Source organism: Dokdonia pacifica, assembly GCF_900188275.1.
In the GTDB taxonomy this organism is placed as follows: domain Bacteria; phylum Bacteroidota; class Bacteroidia; order Flavobacteriales; family Flavobacteriaceae; genus Dokdonia; species Dokdonia pacifica.
In genome coordinates this window covers 1,019,214-1,039,184 of record NZ_FZNY01000001.1, presented here as the reverse complement: position 1 = coordinate 1,039,184, position 19,971 = coordinate 1,019,214, and the positions used below count along the sequence as shown (strand labels likewise).

Genomic DNA, 19,971 nt, shown 5'->3' with positions numbered 1-19,971 from the left:
AAAATCCCGCTATTAAAGCGGGATTTTTTGTTTTTAGATAATCATTTTATTTCCTCCAATCGTTATTTTCGCGATTTATATCTGCCATTAATGTACTAGAATCAATCGTCATAGATTTTATTTTAGACATAGGAACATCAATAGTAAATGTATACGTTGGGTTTGTCCAAGGCCAATCTTCTAATAATGTATAATTAGTGGTATTTGGCTTTTCCCCGCGCATCATACGTAAAGGGACATAGTATGTTGTTTCTCCTTTATTGGTAGTTACTTGTAGATCTATAGGCATAGGCATTGTACCTTTTCGCGAAAGCGTGACCTTTGTTTTATTTCCGTCTTCTACAACTTCCGTAATTGCGTAATCAATCGTATTTGTTGTTTGTGTCCAGTCAGTAAGGTACCAGTCTAATTGCATTCCAGATACTTTTTCGGCAGTACGTTTGATATCATTTGGTGTTGGGTGTTTAAAAGCAAAATCGTTAAAATACTTTTTGATGGTTTTTTCTAGATTTTCTTCCCCAATAATATACCCTAATTGTGATAGGAAAATAGCTCCTTTACTATAAGCAGCAACACCATAGGCAAAATTTCTATTATAACGATCTGCGTGTGTTGATTGTGATTGTTCATATCCACTCTCCACTAATCGATAGTATCCGCTATAAGATCCAGATACAGGGTTTTCTCTGTTTTGTTGCATTACCTCGTTCATGGCTTTTGCAGAGATATATGATGTAAATCCTTCATCCATCCATTCATGTTTGGCTTCATTTGTAGCTAATAAAAATTGAAACCATGTGTGTGCAAACTCATGTGCTGTTACGCCCACTAAACTTCCAAAACTACGCTCTCCAGTTATTAAAGTACACATTGCATACTCCATACCTCCATCTCCTCCTTGTATAACAGAGTATTGCTTGTATGGGTACTTTCCAATATGCTTGTTGAAATAAGAGAGTATTTCAGCTGTTTTAGGCTGTAACTTTTTCCAGTTTTCTATTATTTCAGGATTGTTCTTATATAAAAAATGTAATTCTACTCCATTTTCACCAATGATAGTATCATGTCTATAATTTGGATCTGCAGCCCATGTAAAGTCATGTACATTAGGTGCTACAAAATGCCATGTGTATTTCCCTCTTTTTGTTCTAGGAGTAGCAGAAGCTCCTTTATCTTGGTAGCCATGCCCTACTTTATTTCCGTTTTGCACATATCCTGTTCCTCCCAATGTAAAGTCAGCATCTATAGTAATTTTTACGTCAAAATCACCCCATACTCCATGAAATTCGCGTCCTATATATGGGTCTGCATGCCATCCTTCAAAATCATACTCAGCAAGTTTAGGATACCATTGTGTCATAGATAATGCAACACCTTCTTTGTTGTTACGCCCACTACGACGTATTTGTACAGGCACTTGTCCTGTAAAATCCATATTAAATGTAGTTTTTTGACCAGGTAAAATAGGCTGTGCCAATGTAACTTCCAATATAGTACCTGCAACAGTATATGATGTGTTTTTTCCATCTTGACTTAGACTGTTTACTTTCATAAACCCTATTTCGTCAGGAGCTAATTTGCTTATTCTATCGCCAACACGCGGGTCTGGATCTGGAATAGTACGTGATCTTACATCCATTTCACTTCCAGGCTGAAAAGCATTGAAAAATAAGTGATAAAAGACTTGTGTTAAAGTGTCTGGTGAGTTGTTTGTATAGGTCAACTCTTGTGTCCCATCATATTGATAGTTGTTTACATTCATGTCGATTTCCATTTTGTAATCAACATGTTGTTGCCAATATGAAGTGTTTTGTGCATTACTATTTGTTATAGAAATAGCGCATACGCCTACAAAAAGAATGCATTTTAGAATAGGTTTGATCATTGTTATTTGTTTAGTGCTGCCAATTTAAAGGCATTATACATATTTACTATTTTCCCTGACTTAGAAAGCTCGTCAAAACGAGTTCTTTTAGAAGGGTCTCCAGATACAATAACTGAATTTGTGGTTAGTAATCCACTTTTAATGATAATATTTTTTATTTGACTTGCTTTGAGTTTAGGGTAATAACTTCGTAACATAGCAGCTACTCCTGTTGTATTTGGAGCAGCCATAGAGGTTCCTTGTAAGAACTCATACGTATTATTAGGAGCTGTAGACCAAATACGTACTCCAGGAGCAAAAACATCCACATTGGATTTTCCATAATTTGAAAAATCTGCAACCATCTCACTTCCATATTTTTTGTTTAAAGCTCCTACTGTTAAAAATGTATCGCTTATTTCAGTGCTATTATTCCATTGGTCATTAGGATACACCCTATTGGAGGAATCATCTAGATTAAGACCTTCATTTCCAGCAGCATTAACAATAAGCACATCTTTTTTGGCTGCATATTTAATCGCATCATATACCCATTCTGGGTTTTGAGAATAATATTTACCAAAAGAGGTATTAATTACTTTTGCCCCATTATCTACAGCATAACGAATAGCAAGTGCAATATCTTTATCATATTCGTCTCCCTTAGAGACAGCCCTTAATATCATAAGTTTAATATTGCTATTTGCAATACCATCCATACCGATACCATTATCGCGTTGTGCAGCGATAATACCTGCTACATGCGTACCGTGTAATGCATCTTCTTGATTAGGCCCTGAAACATTATTATCTCCATAGCTATTATCATTAATATCATAAGGATTATCTCCTAGCACATCCCTGAAAGAAGCATTTAAACTATAATTTATTAATTGACCTTCAATTTGCTCTAAGTCGCCTTCTATTAATGTTATAAATTTTGGAATAGTTTCTTCATATTGGAACATCTGTGATAAGAACCCAATATGATTTTGCATTTCTTCATTAGGGTTTGGAATGGCACGTAACTCTTTAATCGTATACGTTTCTTTTCCTAACTTTTTTGAAATGATAGCATGAGAAGAGGTCACCTCTCTAAGAATCTGATCTCGATCTTGTTTCAAGCGTTGTAATTCAGAATATTCTCTATCGTGCTCGGTTCGTGCTTTTTGATAAGAAAGAAAAATATCCCTTTTATTGGCTGGAATTTGAGCGATGGTTTTTCCTTTAAACTCACTGTCATAACGATCTATAATTCTAGCAAGCTCTAACTGCTCATCTAAAACGTCTCCTAAGAAATTCCATCCGTGAATATCATCTATATATCCATTATTGTCATCGTCTTTGCCATTATTAGGGATTTCTTTAGGATTGGTCCATATAACATTTTTAAGATCCTTGTGGGTAATGTCTGTACCACTATCAATCACAGCAACGATGGTTTGCACTCCTGACTTTCCAGGAAGAATTTCTGCATATGTTTTTTCGACACTCATACCAGGAATGGTATCAATGACTAAATCTTTAGCTCCCCAAGATTTTTCTTGAGTATCTGTAAGTGGTGTAATTTTTAAAGGATTGCTATCTATATTGGCCTCTACAACACTCACTAAAGGCGCAGGTGTATCACATCCTACAATGAGAGCTGATATGGTAATAGCAAGGGTGATTTTTTTATAAATAGTATACATTTTTATAGGTAATAAATTTAAAGAATTTCCTGTAGAGTAAAAGTGTCTTTAAGGCGAACACCTTTTTCTGTATGTTGTACTGTGATAATGGGATTGTGAGCATCATGTTCCAGCCATAAATAGTATCCTTTATCTGCAGCAGTATTTAAAAAGAGTTCCTTCTCATCAAGTGTTAATAATGGACGTGTATCGTATCCCATCACAAATGGTAAGGGCAGATGTCCTGCAGTAGGAAGTAAATCTGCCATAAAGACAATTGTTTTATCTTGATAGGTAATATGAGGAATCATCTGTTTATCTGTATGACCATCTGCAAAAAAGATACCAAAACCTAGTTCTGAAGTTTCTTGAAAAACGTTTCCTTCTCTTGAGACATATCGTAATTGCCCGCTTTCTTGCATAGGCAAAATGTTTTCTTTTAAGAAAGAAGCACGCTCTCTTCGATTAGGTTGAGTAGCCCATTTCCAATGATCTTCATTGCTCCAAAAAGTAGCATTTTTAAAAGCAGGTTCATAGCCTGTTCTATCTTTATTCCATTGTACAGAACCCCCACAGTGGTCAAAATGCAGATGCGTCATAAATACATCTGTAATATCATCTCTGTGAAATCCGTAAAATGCCAATGAACTATCTATGCTATAATCTCCCCATAAATGATAATAACTATAAAACTTATCAGATTGCTTGTCACCCATTCCAGTATCTATGAGAATAAGACGATTGCCATCTTCTATAAGCATACAACGTGCTGCAATATCAATCATGTTATGCGCATCTGCAGGATTGGTACGGGTCCATAATGTTTTAGGAACTACACCAAACATAGCGCCACCATCTAGTTTGAAATGACCAGCTTCTATGGGATATATTTTCATAAGATCTATTTGTATAATTAGAAAGAAAGTAGATGCAATAGGTATTTTTATGTATACGCTTTCGCGAAAGCGTATAAAACAACCCTCTCCTCAGATTTAAAAATCTATGCAAAATAATGAAAAAGGCATTTTTACAAAGATTTCTCGATACCTTTTTAACAAAGAATTGTATATTCCTTGTTTGTGATGTAGCTTTAACGTTTAAAAGGAGGATATATGTTAGAATTAGCAGGAATTATTATTCTAGGAATTATTGCACAATGGGCCGCATGGCGATTAAAATTGCCAGCAATCTTGCCTTTAATCCTTATAGGGCTTTTTGTAGGGCCTATATCTACATTACTTTCTGAAGATGGTACTAAATGGATAGAGCCATTGTGGAATGGAGAGAAAGGATTATTTCCAGGAGAAAGCCTTTATTATTTTGTATCACTAGCGATTAGTATTATTCTTTTTGAAGGAGGACTAACCCTTAAACGTTCTGAAATTAGAACTATCGGGCCTGTGATCACAAAACTAATTACAATCGGGAGTGCCGTTACCTTTTTTCTAGCAGGTGCTGCTGCTTATTTTATTTTTGGACTAAGCCTTAAGATTTCATTCTTATTTTCTGCATTGATTATTGTTACGGGACCTACCGTAATCTCTCCTATTTTAAGAAATATCCCCCTTAAAAAAGATGTCTCTTCTGTATTAAAATGGGAAGGAATTTTAATTGACCCTATAGGAGCTTTAGTGGCGGTTTTGGTGTTTGAATTTATAAGTGTAGGCGAGGGTCAAGAATATACTAAAACAGCACTTATTGAATTTGGAAAAATATTACTTTTTGGAACTACCTTTGGGTTTACATTTGCTCATGGGCTAGCATTTGCTATCAAGAAAAAATTAATCCCTCACTATTTATTGAATGTCGTTTCTCTTTCTGTAGTACTTCTTGTATTTGTAGAGTCAGATATTTTTGCGCATGAGTCAGGGTTACTTGCTGTGGTTGTCATGGGAATGGTATTAGGGAATATGGATTTGCCAAATCTTAAAGAACTACTTTATTTTAAGGAATCTCTGAGTGTATTATTAATATCAATACTATTCATTTTATTATCGGCAAATATTAATATAGAAGACCTAGAGCTGTTGTATAGATGGGAAACCGTAGCATTATTTGCCATTGTTGTTTTTATAGTCAGGCCGCTTGGTGTTTTGTTAAGTACACATGGATCAGATCTGAAAATGAATGAACGTATTTTTATTAGTTGGGTGGGGCCAAGAGGTATTGTAGCTGCAGGTATTGCTTCGCTGTTTGGATCAAAATTACTACTAAAAGGAGAACCAGGTGCTGAGTATATTACACCCTTGGTTTTTATGATTGTATTAGGAACCGTATTATTAAATGCGACAACAGCTCGTATTTTTGCCAAAGCGATAGGCGTTTTCTTAAAGAAATCTGACGGAATTCTTATTGTAGGAGCCTCTGAAGTATCACGATTAATTGCAAAGTACTTACAAAAAAATGATAGACATGTCATTCTTCTAGATAGCAATAGTACAAATGTACGTATGGCAAAAGAGTTAGATTTAGATGCTATAGAAGCCAATATATATTCTGATGATGTTACGGACAATGTAGAGCTTAGTCATGTAGGCTATTTGATGGCACTTACAGGGAGTAATGATATTAATAATTATGCTTTAAATCGTTTTAGGAAACAGTTTGGTGAAAATGGTGCTTTTAGGCTTATATCTAAACGAGAGATGGACGATCCTAATAGTATTCCTAAAGAAGGTCTTTTTTCTACCACAGATGATTATATCAATCTTGTAGAAGTTGCTAGAAAATTCCCTACGATTCAAGAAGTGCCTGTAAATTCTCAAGAAGAGTTTACATCTACACTAGCTCTTTTACTAAAAGAGAAAGAAATGATTCCGCTATTTCTTAAACAAAAAGATGGCTATATAGATATTATAAGTTCCTTTGTAGAAGAAACAGAATTAAGTTCTTTTGAAGGAAGTAAAGTCGTGTATTTAGGAAAGCCTATTATAAATGAATTAGAAGGAATCACAAAAGATTCGCTTTAGGCATTTTTAGCGAGTTTATAATAAGAGTTATAATATTTTATACATAGCGCGCTTGCGCGAAAAACCATCCACACCACAAAGGCGTACCAGATTCCTTTGAGTTCCCAATGCATCCATTTCCCAAAATACACCATAGGAACAAACCCTAAAAATGTAGCACCAAGTAGTGTATTACGAAGGTATGCCATTTCTCCTAGCCCTTTAAATATAGCATCTAGCGTAAATGCAATCGAATTAAGAGGCTGTATGAGTATGACAATAAAGAAGACACTATAAAAAGCTTTGAGAACTATATCTTCATTTGTAAATAGTTCTCCAGCAAATGTATATCCTACAGTACATGCGATCATTAATAATCCAGCAACAAAAAGATTATACGTATTTACTCTTTTGGTAAGAATCCAAAGCTTTTTATAGTCTTTTGCTCCTAAAAGACGACCACTGAGTAAATTTCCAGCAGCACCATATCCATCAATAAAAAAGGCAGTAAACAGCCAAATATTGACAGCTATGGTATGCGCGGCAATATTGGCAGTACCTAAAGCAGTAGCTTCTTTTACAGCAATAACGAGTGCTACATTAAGAGAAAATGATCTAGCAAACAGATTTAAACTCATACTTACAAGTCTATTAATTTCTGGATGTAACGGAAAGCGTAGTCGCAAGGACACATTTGTTTTTACGAGTAAAAAGATAAGTGCCATTATAGCCATTACGGCTTGCGATAACAAACTTGCCCATGCCGCTCCTTTTACACCCATTGGATCAATCATCCCTTCTACTCCGTATACTAGAATAATATCAAGACCTATATTGATAAGAGCTCCTGCAATGGCAACAAGCATAGGCCAAAAGGTGTTTTGTAAACCTCTAAAAATTCCAAAAATAGCAAATGTAAAAAGCGTGAGCGGAAATCCCCATACGCGTATATTGTAATAATCTATACTCAAGTCTAGGACCATTCCTTCTGCATTGAGAAATGTAAAAATCTCATCTACAAAAAAATAAGTGCCTCCCAGAAAGACAAAGCTTAGCAAAATATTGAAGAAGATAGCTTGCGCAGGGAGCACCTTAATATCTTCTAGTTTTCCAGCGCCTAGATTTTGAGAAATAATGGTAGAGATAGCACTTCGAGTTTGTCCTAAAATCCAAATAAGCATCGATAAAAATGCACCTACAATACCTACTGCAGCAAGTGATTCGGTACTGTATGTGTCCATATTCCCAACAATAGCAGCATCTGTACTAGAAAGTATGGGTTCTGCTATTCCTGCAATAATAGCAGGGATTGCCAATTGCTGGATACGTTTAAAAGAGATGTTTATGGAGGCGTTATCTTCGATGAGTGCTATGTTTTATAAACTGAATGAACCCTTTAGTCTATGTCAAGAGAAGTTCATAACAATAAAAGGGAAATTCGCTTTGTTTTGGAAAATAAATACTCCCAAGACGTTTATAACCTCTTTGCTCATAAAACTTCTGGTTTCTTGAATTTTGGCTAAAGGTATCTAAACGTATGGAGGCGACATTATTTGCTTTCGCGAAAGCTTCTGCATGATCCATTAACTGAACAGCATAGCCTTTCTTCTGAAACGATGGATGCACAGCCAGCCTATGGATGTATAGGTTATTTGTATTTGGCGAAAGCCAATCAATAGCTGTATATTCATCATCCATATAAGTGGAAATGACAATCGTACCTATAATCTGGTTTTCTATTTTTAAAACATAGAGTTCGTTGCGGTCTATATCTCTCTCAAACGCCTCTTTAGATGGATAATGCTCGTTCCATTGATAGATTCCTTTGGAGATCATAAAGGCAGCACAGGCCTTAGTAAGCGATAGAATTTCAGGGATTTCCGAAATTTTTGCGGGTACAATCACAGATATGAAGTATTTTTGCTTTATAATTAGCTAAAATAAGCCTTATTCTATGAAAAATATACTAGTTCCTATAGGTTCATCTAATGGTGCCATTACTACTTTACAATATGCCATTGATCTAGCAGAAAAGATTGATGCAAATGTATATGTGATTTCTGTTTTTCAGGAGTTTTCTAGAGTAGGTGGTATGTCTAAAGTAAATACGCTACTTAAAGAAGAGTCTGAAAATCGTATTACCGAAGTACTTAATACCGTAGATAAAAAAGAGGTTTCTGTGATTGCACACCCAATTAAAGGTGAAATTCTAGAAGGCGTAAAACGTTTTAACAGTCATGTTCCTGTAGATTTAATGGTGTTATCTCCACGAAGTAACTCACAAAGAGATGAGGTATATCTTGGTAAAACCTCTGGCAAACTAGTAAAGGATACTAATATTCCTGTACTTGTTGTTCCAGAAAATGAAGTTTTTAAAGTACCTGAAAAGATATTGATGGCTTTTAAAAATGGAAAATTTGCTAAGAAAAAACTATTGGAGCCTTTATATAAAATACAAAATTACTTTAATAGCGAAGTACACCTTCTTCATGTGGAGACACCTGAGAACACTTCAGAAATGTTAGAAGTAAGTGGAAAATTAAAAAGAATAAGTGCTTCCTATACACAAACCAAAAATGCAACAACATACCAAGGTGTTTTAGAGCATTATCAATCTGTAGAACCAGATATGATTTGTGTGGTACGAAGAAAACGAGGGTTCTTTAAGAAATTATGGGAAGCCAATGCTGTATTAAAGAGAGATTTCTATACTACAAAACCACTTCTTATTTTACGAGTACAGGAAGATTAATTTTGTATACGCTTTCGCGAAAACATATACAAGATGTTTTGGGGATGTAGCTCAGCTGGCTAGAGCGCTTGACTGGCAGTCAAAAGGTCGTGGGTTCGAGCCCCATCTTCTCCACTAGTAATAACAAGGCTTCACAGAAATGTGAAGCTTTTTTAATTTTTTATTTGCACGCATTATTGTGCATTTTCTTATTTGAATTTTCTGCCATTATTCTTGCATGACTAGCAAATTCAAAACTAACATCAGCGAAATATCCCTTCATTATAAAGGTAAGGTTCGAGCAAGTGATCGCCCGAAGGTTTCTAGTTCTTCGTCAGCATATCAATTATTTCGTGAAAATTGGAATGATTTAACGATTAATCTATTTGAAAAGTTTAAAATATTACTTCTTGATCGTAACAATCAATGTATGGGAATTGTGACACTCTCCCAAGGTGGTGTATTAGGTACGCTTGTTGATCCAAAACTTGTTTTTGTAAGCGCATTAAAAGCACGAGCCTGTGCAATTATATTAGGGCATAATCATCCGTCAGGTAACTTGCAAGCTAGCAAAAGCGATATTGCGCTTACAGAAAAACTAGACCTTGGTGGAAAGTATCTTGATCTAAAAGTTTTAGATCATATCATCTTAACTAATGATGATTATTTTTCATTTGCTGACAATGGCCTAAAACCATTTTAAAAATTTAGGAAGACCTTAATCAGTTACAAGTATGCGATGAGATTGTAATAAATTCTACTCTATTATTATTGACTACAATATTGTTTATTAAATCCATAGAGTTCTTAATTAAACCGTAGTGTCCATTAATAGATATATCTGTTTTATTATAATTTATATCTTTTTTATATTCTTCATCTGTATAGTATTTAACTAATTTTAAATCAGATATAAGATTAGGATAAATATCTTTTGATTTATATGCAATCAATGGAAGATTATTATTCTTCGAATTTTTATTTATCTCCATTATTGATGTTTGGTTATTTAAATTAACATCATACATCACAACATTTCCTTTAAATGCAGATTTTGGATAAAAGTATTTTGATAGATTTTCTGAATCATTTTTAATTTTCATCAATAATTCTCGATTCTTCTTTTTTGTATCTTCTTCTGCATATTCATTAAAAGCATTTTCAGTTTCTTTTATTAAATCTGGAGAATCTTTATATATATCTTTAAGAGTATTTTCTAAATCATTAAAGTATAGTTTTTGTTTATTAACTCCAGAAACATTTGGATTAGTGAAAAAAATGAAAATGTCTGAAACATTCCAGCTTTCATTTTTATCAGGACTAGAAATAACGGTAATACCTAAAGAGTCCCAGACATAAATACTATCTCTCCTTGAAAAAAAGGGAACACCTATTTCAGCATATTTTACACGATCATATCTGCCTAGAGTATTAACCCATTCTTGAATATTTTCACCAATTTTTAAATTACTATTATCTTTTGTAATGGAACAGTTATCTACTGTTAGTGAAAATTGTGAATCGTTTTTTATTTTGGCAATATCATTAGTCTTGCAACAAATAAAAAAAAGAAAAACACTACTGATTAGAAGGAGGGGGTTGAATATTTTCAATTTCATCTTTAAATTTTTCAAGATTCTTTTTGGTTACTTCTTCAAGGTGATGTATGGCTGTCTTACTTTCAGCTAAACGATTCCTTTATTAAGTTTTGTATTCCTCAAAAACAAACTCCTGACTTCCAATTTCACTGATTAATTGTACTAAGATCTTTTCAAATTCTAGCAAAGTCTCTTCTGTGATATCACTATCTCTTTGGAATTTAAAAGGCATAAAGCCGTTTTTAAGACGTTTAAAGGAAATAATCCCCGCTTTTGCAGGAAAGGTAATATCGCCAGATTTATAAAGCATGTAGGTGTATAATAGTACTTGAAATGCTTTTTCGCGTTTGCCTTCAGCAGCTAGTAAATCTTCCCATTCCTTAATCACCAGATCACCTCGATCTACACTTCCAGATTTATAATCAATAATGCGTACTTCATTGTTTCGAATCTCAATACGATCAGCGGTTCCTTTTAAAACTGTGGCAAAAGGAAGTGGTGTGTGCTGTAAAGAAGTTTGTAGTTGTTGTTCTAACTGTATAATACGTATCTGATCCCCTTTTTGAATGCATTGTTTCTCAAAAGCCAAAAAATTAATAAGATAGCGTTGTATCACCTCATAGATAATTAAGTTCTTTCCTTTAGAAAGATTCATGCTTTTAAAAATAAGATCAAATTGTGCTTTGATCACCGGCGTTATTTTTGAAAGCATGGTATCAATATGGGCTACCGTTAATACCGTATTTACATAAGGTTTATACAAAAACTCTAACGCATCATGAATGATAGTTCCCATGGTATTGGCAGCCACAATTTCTTCTACTTCATCCAGTTCTTTAATGCCTAACACATACTTATAATAAAACTCTAAAGGATTGCGTAAATAGGTTCCTAATGCCGATGGTGACAATCCAGACGCAAATAATCCTTTAAGTGTTTCAATAACAGTATCGGTCTTTGTGATTGCGTGCGTTGGGAGTGTAGTCATAGTCACTGCAGGCGTGGCTACTTCATGATGAATAGTATGTGTATTTTCTAGTTCTAATTGTAATATAAAACGACTTTTTTCTGTAGCGCCTACACCTTCTGTTGCCGAAGTATATATAAGATGAATATCTTCAGATCTATGTAGTAAACGATAAAAATGATAGGCATATACAGCATCTTTTTCCTGGTAAGTAGGTAATTTATGCATGTACTTTAAGTCATACGGAATATATGAATTACTGCTTTTCCCGGCAGGTAAAATACCTTCATTAAGCGAAGTGACAATTACATGTTTAAAATCTAAAAGGCGAGATTCTAACATTCCCATGATTTGTAACCCTTGATGAGGATCTCCTTGTAGATCTATAGTCTCTGAAGATATGGTATCTCTATAAAATCGTATAAATGTAGGAATGTCTTCTATATACGTATGTGTATTATTTAATGTTACTAGTTTGTTGAATGCTTTATGAAAACCAAATAAGTATTCTAAGTTAAGCGCATCTTCAACAGGATCTAATGTGTTTTTAAGTAATTGTATAAGTGCTAGGCAATTTTTAATAGCTTTTACGGGGTTGTCTTCCCAAATATTGAATAGCACGATAAGAGATTCGGGAAGCTCATTTGTGTTTGTCATTTCTTTTAAATCGTCCGTATTGATATAAATACTATTTGATTGTTGAATCGCAGTAATAATCAACGACGATTGATCTAGAAGAAGCTTTTGAATAATTGGTTGTTGTAATAATGTAATTACGTTTTTATAATAGAACCCTTTTTGGTTGTGTTCTTTTTTGAGTATAAAAAAATGCTCAAATAAAGAGGCAAGAGGTGTTTGTCGTAATGGAATTCCCATAGTGACATTAATATTCTTAATGTTTTTAGGAAGGGCATTAATAATGGGCAATAAAAGGGATTCATCTCCTAATACTAGAACAGTTTCATTTAATTGTTCTTTTGTGTAAGAAGAAAGAAGATGGCCTACATATTTGGCAAGTTGTAGTCCTTGTGTGACTTCTGTAATAGTAATTTCCTTTTGTTCATTATAGTGAGTGTATACCGTTTCAAAAGGGTTTGATTTAAAATAGGGCCATGTTTTTATGTGCTCCCTCATAAAAAGAGAAGCTTCATGTGCCTTATTGTCCATAAAATGCGACTCAGCATCCCAATAAATTTTAGTATTCCCTGTTGCTAAAAGAGCCTGAATAAGATGTTGTTCAGAAGTGTTTAAGGCATTAAATCCTAAAAACACATGCTTTTTATGTTCGTTATTATGAATATAATATTCTATGTCTTCTGCTGCTTTTCTATAAATAAGTCCTTGGTGTGCCGTATTTGCTTCAAGTAATATTGAGGTGAAATGCGCATAATACTCAGGAAGTAATTTCCAGAATTTAAGGTAATTCTTAATTAGAGAGGTTGCGTCTTTTTCTTTAGACCAATGATTTAAATCTTGTATAGCGCTCAAATAATCAAAAAAGGAAGAGTGATCTACAAGATATCTATCTATTTCATTAAAATCACTTAATATCGTTTGTGCCCATCCGTAAAAAATAGAGAACGATTCTTTTTCTTTAGGAGGTGTTATTTTTAAGTATGCCTGATATAGAGCAAATATTTGATCAGTTTGTGAAGCTTGTTTTAAACCAGAAAGGTATTCTATAAACTCTTCAATACTATATATTTCTGGAGAGAAAATAGATTTTTCTAAATGTAGTGCAATACGATTACGAAGGAAACTACCCGCACGTCTACTAGGTACAATAAAAGCAACAGAAGAAAGGGAGTCTAGCTCTTCAATGCATTTAGTGATAACATCTTCTATAAATGATTGCATGTATCTAAAATAATCACTTATTCTATAAATGGAGCATTGTCCTAGAATAAATTAAGGAAAATAAAAAAGCCTTGCGTGAGCAAGGCTTTTTATAATATATGTTTGTTTTTCTATTACTTAAGGATAGAAAGCTGTACACGTCTGTTTTCTTGACGCCCAGCAGCAGTTTTGTTAGAAGCGATTGGTTGAGACTCACCAAAACCTTTAGACTCTAAACGAGAAGCATCAATACCATGACTAGTTAAATAGTTTTTAACTGAAGCTGCTCTTTCGTTAGAAAGGTTTAAGTTATAAGCATCACGTCCTCTATCATCCGTATGACCTTCAATTAAGAAACGAGTCGTAGGATATTCTTTCATGATTTTTGCTACATTATCAAGAGTTGCGTGAGATTCTGCACGAACACTAGCTGCGTTGTAATCAAAAAGAACTGATTTGAACTGTACGTTAAGATCGTTAAGAACTTCTACAGATACTTCAGGACATCCATTGTTTGCTACAGTACCTGCAACATCTGGACAATCATCATCTTTATCTAATACACCGTCACCATCTTTATCTTGGTAAGGACATCCGTTGTTAGCACGTGGACCAGCCTCGTTTGGACAACCATCATCAGAATCTTTGATTCCATCGCTATCAGCATCTGGACATCCACCTAAAGCAGCAACACCAGCTACAGTAGGACAAGCATCCTTAGGATCAGGAATTCCGTCTCCGTCAGTATCAGGACATCCTTCAAATTCAGCTGAACCAGCTACAGTAGGACAAGCATCTTTAGAATCTTGGATACCATCTCCGTCAGAATCAGGACACCCATCAAATTCAGGAATACCTGCAACTTCTGGACAAGCATCATCTTTATCATAGATTCCGTCTCCGTCAGTATCTTTACCTCCAAAAGAGAATCCTAAAGAAGCAGAGTGCTGAAAGTGCTTAGGTCCTGTTTCTTCTTCGAATACATGCTTATATAATGACTGAAGTCCTATGTTAAAGTTTTCAGATAACCAGAAACGAACTCCAGCACCTCCGTTAGCAGTTCCAAAACCAGGAGTTCCTCCTGTTAATTCACTATCTAACCAAGTATAACCAGCTCCAACTGATAAATATGGATCAAACCAAGTACTTCCGATAACTTCTTTAAGACTATATGAAACAGCACCGTCTACAGCATAATGCTGTAATTCATTTGTTGGAGAAGAATCTCCTAACTTATCAATTCTGTTTAATGTTCCAGTTACTCCAACTACAAATCCGTCACCAACATATCTAGAAATGTTAATATAAGAAACAGATGGAAGGATATTCCAGTGATCATTTACATTATAAAATTCTTCAAATACGCCTCCTCTAATTTCAAGATTTGTTCCGGCTTGACGAGCACGGTCCCCAACAGGATAAGTGTCAATAGCATTGGCACCGACACTAATTGCCCAAGGGTTATTTTTGTCTTGTGCATTCACCGATCCGATTACCATGATCAGAAGCGAAGCAACTAAAAATCTGCTAAGATGTTTCATTGTTTATTCTTAATTTTAAGTGTTAATTAAAAGCAAAAGTAAGTTGTTAAAACTAATCAACAAAGATAAAAGTACTAAAATTTTAGAAAATGCATTGACTATAGTGTAAAGTTTGCTAATTAATAACGCCTAATTCTTTTCCTACTTTTGTAAATGCTTCTATCGCTTTATCAAGATGTTCTACCTCGTGGGCAGCACTTAATTGTACACGTATACGGGCTTTACCCTTTGGTACCACTGGAAAAAAGAAGCCTATAACATAGATGCCTTCTTCTAATAATGCATCTGCCATTTGTTGAGAAAGCTTTGCATCATATAGCATAACAGGAACAATAGCAGAATCACCATCAATGATATCAAATCCTGCATTTTTCATCCCATTTTTAAAATAAGTGGTGTTTTTTGCTAGTTTATCGCGTAAAGAAGTGTCACTTCCTAACATTTCAAATACTTTAATAGATGCTCCTACAATTGCTGGTGCAAGAGAGTTTGAAAAAAGATAAGGTCTACTACGTTGTCTTAAAATTTCAATCACTTCTTTTTTGGCAGTTGTATATCCTCCCATAGCACCTCCCATTGCTTTTCCAAGAGTCCCTGTAATAATATCAATACGTCCCATGACTCCTTTTTCTTCAAGAGTCCCACGACCAGTTTCACCAATAAATCCTGTAGCATGACACTCATCTATCATTACTAAAGCATCATACTTATCGGCTAGGTCACAGATTTCATCTAAAGGAGCGACAAGCCCATCCATAGAAAACACTCCGTCTGTTACAATAATTTTATGACGTGCCCCAGCTTCATTTGCTTTTATAAGCTGTTCTTCAAGATCTTGCATGTCATTGTTTTGGTAACGATAGCGCGCAGCTTTACATAAACGTACTCCGTCTATAATAGAAGCATGGTTTAAAGAATCTGAAATAATAGCATCCTCTTTACCTAATAAGGGTTCAAAAACACCTCCATTTGCATCAAATGCTGCTGCATATAGTATGGTATCTTCCGTGCCATAAAAATCTGCAATCTTTTGTTCTAATTCTTTATGTATATCTTGAGTACCACAGATAAAACGTACAGAGCTCATCCCAAAACCATGAGTATCCATAGCATCTTTTGCCGCTTGGATGACTTCTTTATTTGATGATAGCCCTAAATAGTTATTTGCACAGAAGTTAATCACCTCTTCTCCTGTCGAAATTTTAATTACAGCATCCTGAGGAGATGTAATAATGCGTTCTTTTTTATAGAGTCCTGCTTCTTTTATAGCCGCAAGTTCATTTTGTAAGTGCTCTTGTATTTTTCCGTACATGGTTTTAGTTTTTTGCAAATGTATAGATTATTATACCTTAATAATAGTTACTTCTTTATTTATGTATAGTAAGAATAATTGTTTCACAACAATATCCATCTCCTTTAATAATTGGGCATATTGCTGTATTTGATAAGCATGATTTTCTAAAGGAATTCCTGTCTTATAATCCATTATAATCGCACTTCCATCAGGAAGGACCTCTATTCTATCAGGAATATGAATTGTACCATCGGCCGAAAGAATTTTCCGTTCATTATACACCGTATTTGCACGAGAGAAGTACGGTTGTAATTCAGGATGATTTACCACACTAGAGAGCACAGCTTTTACTGCATTTTTTTCATCTTCGGTAATCATTCCTTCATAAACAGCTTCTGTAACGGCATCCTCTATATCTTGACGATCTATGATTTTTGCCATTAACTCATGGATTAGATTTCCATATGCAATGGCATTTTGGCGTTCTTCATTCCATAAAAAACCTGCTTTGGTTATGGTGCGAATATTATGGGATTCTTTAGAAGAAGATAAGAAAGGAATGGTCACTACTTTTTTGGTGTCTTCTATGTCGTTTTGAACTTTAATAGATGCCTCTCCATATATATATGGTTTTTCAGGCCCTTCCCAAATTCCTTCTTGATGTAAATGGGCTATAAATAAATCACTAAATGTTTTTGGATCACTAATGGTATTTGTTTTGAGTGCGCTTTCGCGAAAGCGTGACAAGACATACACCCGTTCTATAGCTCTGGTTAGGGCTACATATAAAATGTTAACCGCATCAAATTGCTGTTGTGAGATCCGTTCGTCATATAAAACTGCTCCATGACTACTATAGGATGACACATCTGTTTTATGTCCTATTAATAAGTGTTCAAATCCTGCAAAATCTGAAGCGTTGGTAGGATACCAATGATGCTCGTTACGATGTGTATATAATTCTGAATCAGCATATGGATAAATTACAATATCAAACTCCAGCCCTTTTGATTTATGCACACTCATAATTTGTATGGCATCACTTTGTGGAGGTGCAACAATACTAAGTGTATCTTTCTTTTCTTCCCAGTAGTTTAAAAAACCTATAAGACCACCATTATTGCGTTGTGTGTATTCAAAAATCGCATTAAGATATCCAAACAAATAGGCATCTGCTTCCTTTTCAAGATGAAAAGCACGTATCATATATTCTACACCTTCATATAAACTCAGTGATTCAAAGAGGGAAGGCGAGTAATAAATATGTCTTTCTTCTAAGCTTTTCAGAAAATCTGCTGTAGGAGTTTTAGCCCATTGATTGTAGAAGTCATGTGTATCTTCAATCTGAAATCTATTAGCCAAAAAGGAAAGGAGCTTAAGTGTAATTTGAGGAGTATTAGGCTGTAATTGTAATTCTAAAATAGCATGTACAAACCTAACGGAAGGAGCACTATGTATGAGTAAGCTTTCTGAAGAAACAACTTTTATTTGATTTGCAGCTAGATATTGTGCTATATGAGCCCCGTGTTTATTACTCCGAGTTAGGATACAAATATCACTTTTAAGAAAGCCTTGGTCTACTACTTCATGAATAATTTTTAATACTTCGGCTGGGTAAATTTCATCTGCATCTTGAGCTGTTTCTGCTTCTATAAATTGTAAAGAAACAAGTCCTCCTTTTCTATGATTAAATGCTTGATTATTATCTGTTTTGTAGATAGAAGTATACGTGGGATCTTTAAAAAAGGATGAAATGTATGTGAAAAAGCGGTTGTTAAAATGAATAATTTCCGAATAACTCCTATAGTTTGTATCAAGTTGTTGCACACTAGTACTTTCTATAGAAAAAGGATGTATTTCATTAGAAAGGTCTATAAATTGCTCAGCTTTTCCTCCGCGCCATCTATAAATAGCTTGTTTTGGGTCTCCCACTAAAAGTAAACTGTTTTTAACAGCATCTCTAGTTTCTGTTGTGATGGCACTATCTACCAATGGAATTAAATTATGCCATTGCACGACAGAAGTATCTTGAAACTCATCTATAAAATAGTTGGCATATCGTTCTCCCAAACGCTCATAAATAAAAGCAGCAGGTTGCTCTCTAAGAGATTTATAAATCAACGCATTAAAATCAGAGATTAATAGAATATTCTCATCTTCTTTAATCTTTTGAAGTTCTTTATGAATGAGTTGTAATACGGATAAGGGCACTACTTTTTTTGTAAAAGCAATCACCAACTGAAGTTTATAGTATAGGTTTTTAGTCTCTTTAAAGCATATGATAAGCTGTTCTCGAATACTATCTATGTCATCTTTTATAGGTTGCTTTTCGGCTTTTTTATAAAAAGTATAATTGTCAATATCTTGTTTCCACTTTGCTTTATAATCTACCTCCAGAGGATTTTCTTGTAGTTTAACTAGATGGTTATAAAAATATTTTCCTGAAAAGTGATTTTCGTCTAAGCCTAAACTATGTATGAGTTCTATATGTGTTTTGGCGCTATGTTCTATACCCGCTTTAAGCGAAATTTCAAACTGGTGCAACTCTTTCTTTAATGCGTCAAAATCATCTAATGTCTTAGATTGTAATTGAGCGACATACGGAGCATCATTTTCACTGGAAAGTAACTGAGCAATTTCATTAAGATCACGAGTAATATCCCAGCTTTTATCATCATCTGCCTTTTGCAATGCAAATTCTACCAGAATATTTGTAATACGCTCATCCTGACCAGCACTATCTATAAGCGCATCTACAGCTCTTGCTTGTAGTGTTTTCGTATCTAATGACACTTCAAAATTTCCAGAAATCTCAAGATCTTTAGAAAATGTTCTTAAAATACGATGTGTTAATGTATCTATCGTAACAACATCAAAGGCAGCATAATTGTGCAAAATGGCATTTAAAATATGAGATGCTTTTTTAGCAATAGTAATAGGGGATTCCTCTATCTCTTTAGAAATAGAAGTCATCATCTCTGGAATAGCATCCTGATCTTTATAAACACTAAAAGCGTATAAGGTTTCTAAAATACGCTCTTTCATCTCTTGGACCGCTTTATTTGTAAAAGTAATCGCTAGAAGCTGTCTGTATTTATTAGAGTTTTCGCTTATAAGTAACGTAGTGATATACGCCTTTACAAGACTATAGGTCTTTCCAGATCCCGCCGAAGCATTTAATACCGTTAAACTGTTTGAAGATACCATTGATTATAGAGGTATAAAGATAGAAAAGCTACTCGAGACGCGAGTAGCTTTTCTAAACAAACCTAACTAACCAACTTAAAATGTAAGAATGCGACTAAAACCAACACCGTTACATATACAAAAGACGGAAGAATGTCAAAAGGGTTGCTTTATTTTATAAAATTTTTATTGAAAAGATTAAAAAGAGCTAATAAACAAAGCTTATATAAGGTATAAATACTATCTATACTGCGATTTGATATTTATAGCTATAAGCATTTTAATTGCTCTTACTATTACGTAACTTTGTGTGCAATCGATTTATTCACTTAAAAT

At 34.4% G+C, this 19,971-nt stretch carries 13 protein-coding genes and 1 tRNA gene; 4 read left to right on the top strand and 10 right to left on the bottom strand.

Translation table 11 applies throughout. From position 1 onward, the window contains the following. Positions 1–46: 46 nt before the first annotated feature. From CHB80_RS04565 to CHB80_RS04555, 3 genes are read right to left on the bottom strand one after another with little or no spacing between them, the layout of a single operon-like run. The gene (locus tag CHB80_RS04565) at positions 47–1,885 is read right to left on the bottom strand and encodes a M1 family metallopeptidase (RefSeq protein WP_143337047.1); all 1,839 of its coding nucleotides are present in this window, start codon (positions 1,883–1,885) and stop codon (positions 47–49) included. Positions 1,886–1,887: 2 nt separating this feature from the next. Further along, a complete protein-coding gene (locus CHB80_RS04560) occupies positions 1,888–3,555 on the bottom strand; it encodes a S8 family peptidase (RefSeq protein ID WP_089370234.1) in 1,668 nt (555 codons plus the stop codon). Positions 3,556–3,572: 17 nt separating this feature from the next. Continuing rightward, positions 3,573–4,430, bottom strand: a complete 858-nt coding sequence (locus CHB80_RS04555; RefSeq protein ID WP_089370233.1) for an MBL fold metallo-hydrolase — start codon at positions 4,428–4,430, stop codon at positions 3,573–3,575. Positions 4,431–4,646: 216 nt separating this feature from the next. Between CHB80_RS04555 and CHB80_RS04550 the strand changes: the two genes are divergently transcribed. Next, positions 4,647–6,503, top strand: a complete 1,857-nt coding sequence (locus CHB80_RS04550; RefSeq protein ID WP_089370232.1) for a cation:proton antiporter — start codon at positions 4,647–4,649, stop codon at positions 6,501–6,503. Here the strand turns inward: CHB80_RS04550 and CHB80_RS04545 are convergent. Together CHB80_RS04545 and CHB80_RS04540 are read right to left on the bottom strand one after the other, a co-directional pair. Then, the gene (locus tag CHB80_RS04545; RefSeq protein ID WP_229746872.1) at positions 6,500–7,798 is read right to left on the bottom strand and encodes an MATE family efflux transporter; all 1,299 of its coding nucleotides are present in this window, start codon (positions 7,796–7,798) and stop codon (positions 6,500–6,502) included. The genes CHB80_RS04550 and CHB80_RS04545 overlap by 4 nt on opposite strands. Before the next feature lie 85 nt (positions 7,799–7,883). Then, on the bottom strand, positions 7,884–8,387 hold the full coding sequence (locus CHB80_RS04540; protein WP_089370230.1) for a GNAT family N-acetyltransferase: 504 nt from the start codon (positions 8,385–8,387) through the stop codon (positions 7,884–7,886). 49 nt (positions 8,388–8,436) lie between these two features. On the opposite strand from CHB80_RS04540, the gene CHB80_RS04535 reads away from it, so the two are divergent. The 3 genes from CHB80_RS04535 (at position 8,437) to CHB80_RS04525 (ending at position 9,916) form a co-directional block, all read left to right on the top strand. Next, positions 8,437–9,234 carry a universal stress protein gene (locus CHB80_RS04535; RefSeq protein ID WP_089370229.1) on the top strand — a complete coding sequence of 266 codons (798 nt, stop codon included), beginning with the start codon at positions 8,437–8,439 and terminating at the stop codon, positions 9,232–9,234. A 40-nt stretch (positions 9,235–9,274) separates the two neighbouring features. Beyond that, positions 9,275–9,348, top strand: a tRNA-Ala gene (locus tag CHB80_RS04530). A 103-nt stretch (positions 9,349–9,451) separates the two neighbouring features. Then, on the top strand, positions 9,452–9,916 hold the full coding sequence (locus CHB80_RS04525) for a JAB domain-containing protein (protein ID WP_089370228.1): 465 nt from the start codon (positions 9,452–9,454) through the stop codon (positions 9,914–9,916). A gap of 19 nt (positions 9,917–9,935) precedes the next feature. On the opposite strand, the gene CHB80_RS04520 is transcribed toward CHB80_RS04525, so the two are convergent. From CHB80_RS04520 to CHB80_RS04500, 5 genes are all read right to left on the bottom strand, one after another. After that, on the bottom strand, positions 9,936–10,832 hold the full coding sequence (locus CHB80_RS04520) for a DUF7738 domain-containing protein (RefSeq protein WP_089370227.1): 897 nt from the start codon (positions 10,830–10,832) through the stop codon (positions 9,936–9,938). Between the two features lie 82 nt (positions 10,833–10,914). Further along, positions 10,915–13,635: a PD-(D/E)XK nuclease family protein gene (locus CHB80_RS04515; RefSeq protein WP_089370226.1), complete on the bottom strand. Its 2,721-nt coding sequence runs from the start codon at positions 13,633–13,635 to the stop codon at positions 10,915–10,917. Between the two features lie 113 nt (positions 13,636–13,748). Continuing rightward, positions 13,749–15,155 (bottom strand): OmpA family protein, encoded by a 1,407-nt coding sequence (locus CHB80_RS04510; protein WP_089370225.1) that lies wholly within the window; start codon positions 15,153–15,155, stop codon positions 13,749–13,751. A gap of 115 nt (positions 15,156–15,270) precedes the next feature. Next, positions 15,271–16,467, bottom strand: coding sequence for a glycine C-acetyltransferase (kbl, locus tag CHB80_RS04505; RefSeq protein ID WP_089370224.1), 1,197 nt, complete (start codon positions 16,465–16,467; stop codon positions 15,271–15,273). Positions 16,468–16,497: 30 nt separating this feature from the next. Further along, positions 16,498–19,656: a UvrD-helicase domain-containing protein gene (locus CHB80_RS04500; RefSeq protein WP_089370223.1), complete on the bottom strand. Its 3,159-nt coding sequence runs from the start codon at positions 19,654–19,656 to the stop codon at positions 16,498–16,500. Positions 19,657–19,971 lie beyond the last annotated feature (315 nt).

Coding starts and splice junctions, on each gene's coding strand:
- kbl (WP_089370224.1), bottom strand. CDS start 16,467: ATGTACGGAAAAATACAAGAGCACTTACAAAATGAACTTGCGGCTATA.
- CHB80_RS04510 (WP_089370225.1), bottom strand. CDS start 15,155: ATGAAACATCTTAGCAGATTTTTAGTTGCTTCGCTTCTGATCATGGTA.
- CHB80_RS04520 (WP_089370227.1), bottom strand. CDS start 10,832: ATGAAATTGAAAATATTCAACCCCCTCCTTCTAATCAGTAGTGTTTTT.
- CHB80_RS04560 (WP_089370234.1), bottom strand. CDS start 3,555: ATGTATACTATTTATAAAAAAATCACCCTTGCTATTACCATATCAGCT.
- CHB80_RS04500 (WP_089370223.1), bottom strand. CDS start 19,656: ATGGTATCTTCAAACAGTTTAACGGTATTAAATGCTTCGGCGGGATCT.
- CHB80_RS04525 (WP_089370228.1), top strand. CDS start 9,452: ATGACTAGCAAATTCAAAACTAACATCAGCGAAATATCCCTTCATTAT.
- CHB80_RS04555 (WP_089370233.1), bottom strand. CDS start 4,430: ATGAAAATATATCCCATAGAAGCTGGTCATTTCAAACTAGATGGTGGC.
- CHB80_RS04535 (WP_089370229.1), top strand. CDS start 8,437: ATGAAAAATATACTAGTTCCTATAGGTTCATCTAATGGTGCCATTACT.
- CHB80_RS04515 (WP_089370226.1), bottom strand. CDS start 13,635: ATGCAATCATTTATAGAAGATGTTATCACTAAATGCATTGAAGAGCTA.
- CHB80_RS04565 (WP_143337047.1), bottom strand. CDS start 1,885: ATGATCAAACCTATTCTAAAATGCATTCTTTTTGTAGGCGTATGCGCT.
- CHB80_RS04550 (WP_089370232.1), top strand. CDS start 4,647: ATGTTAGAATTAGCAGGAATTATTATTCTAGGAATTATTGCACAATGG.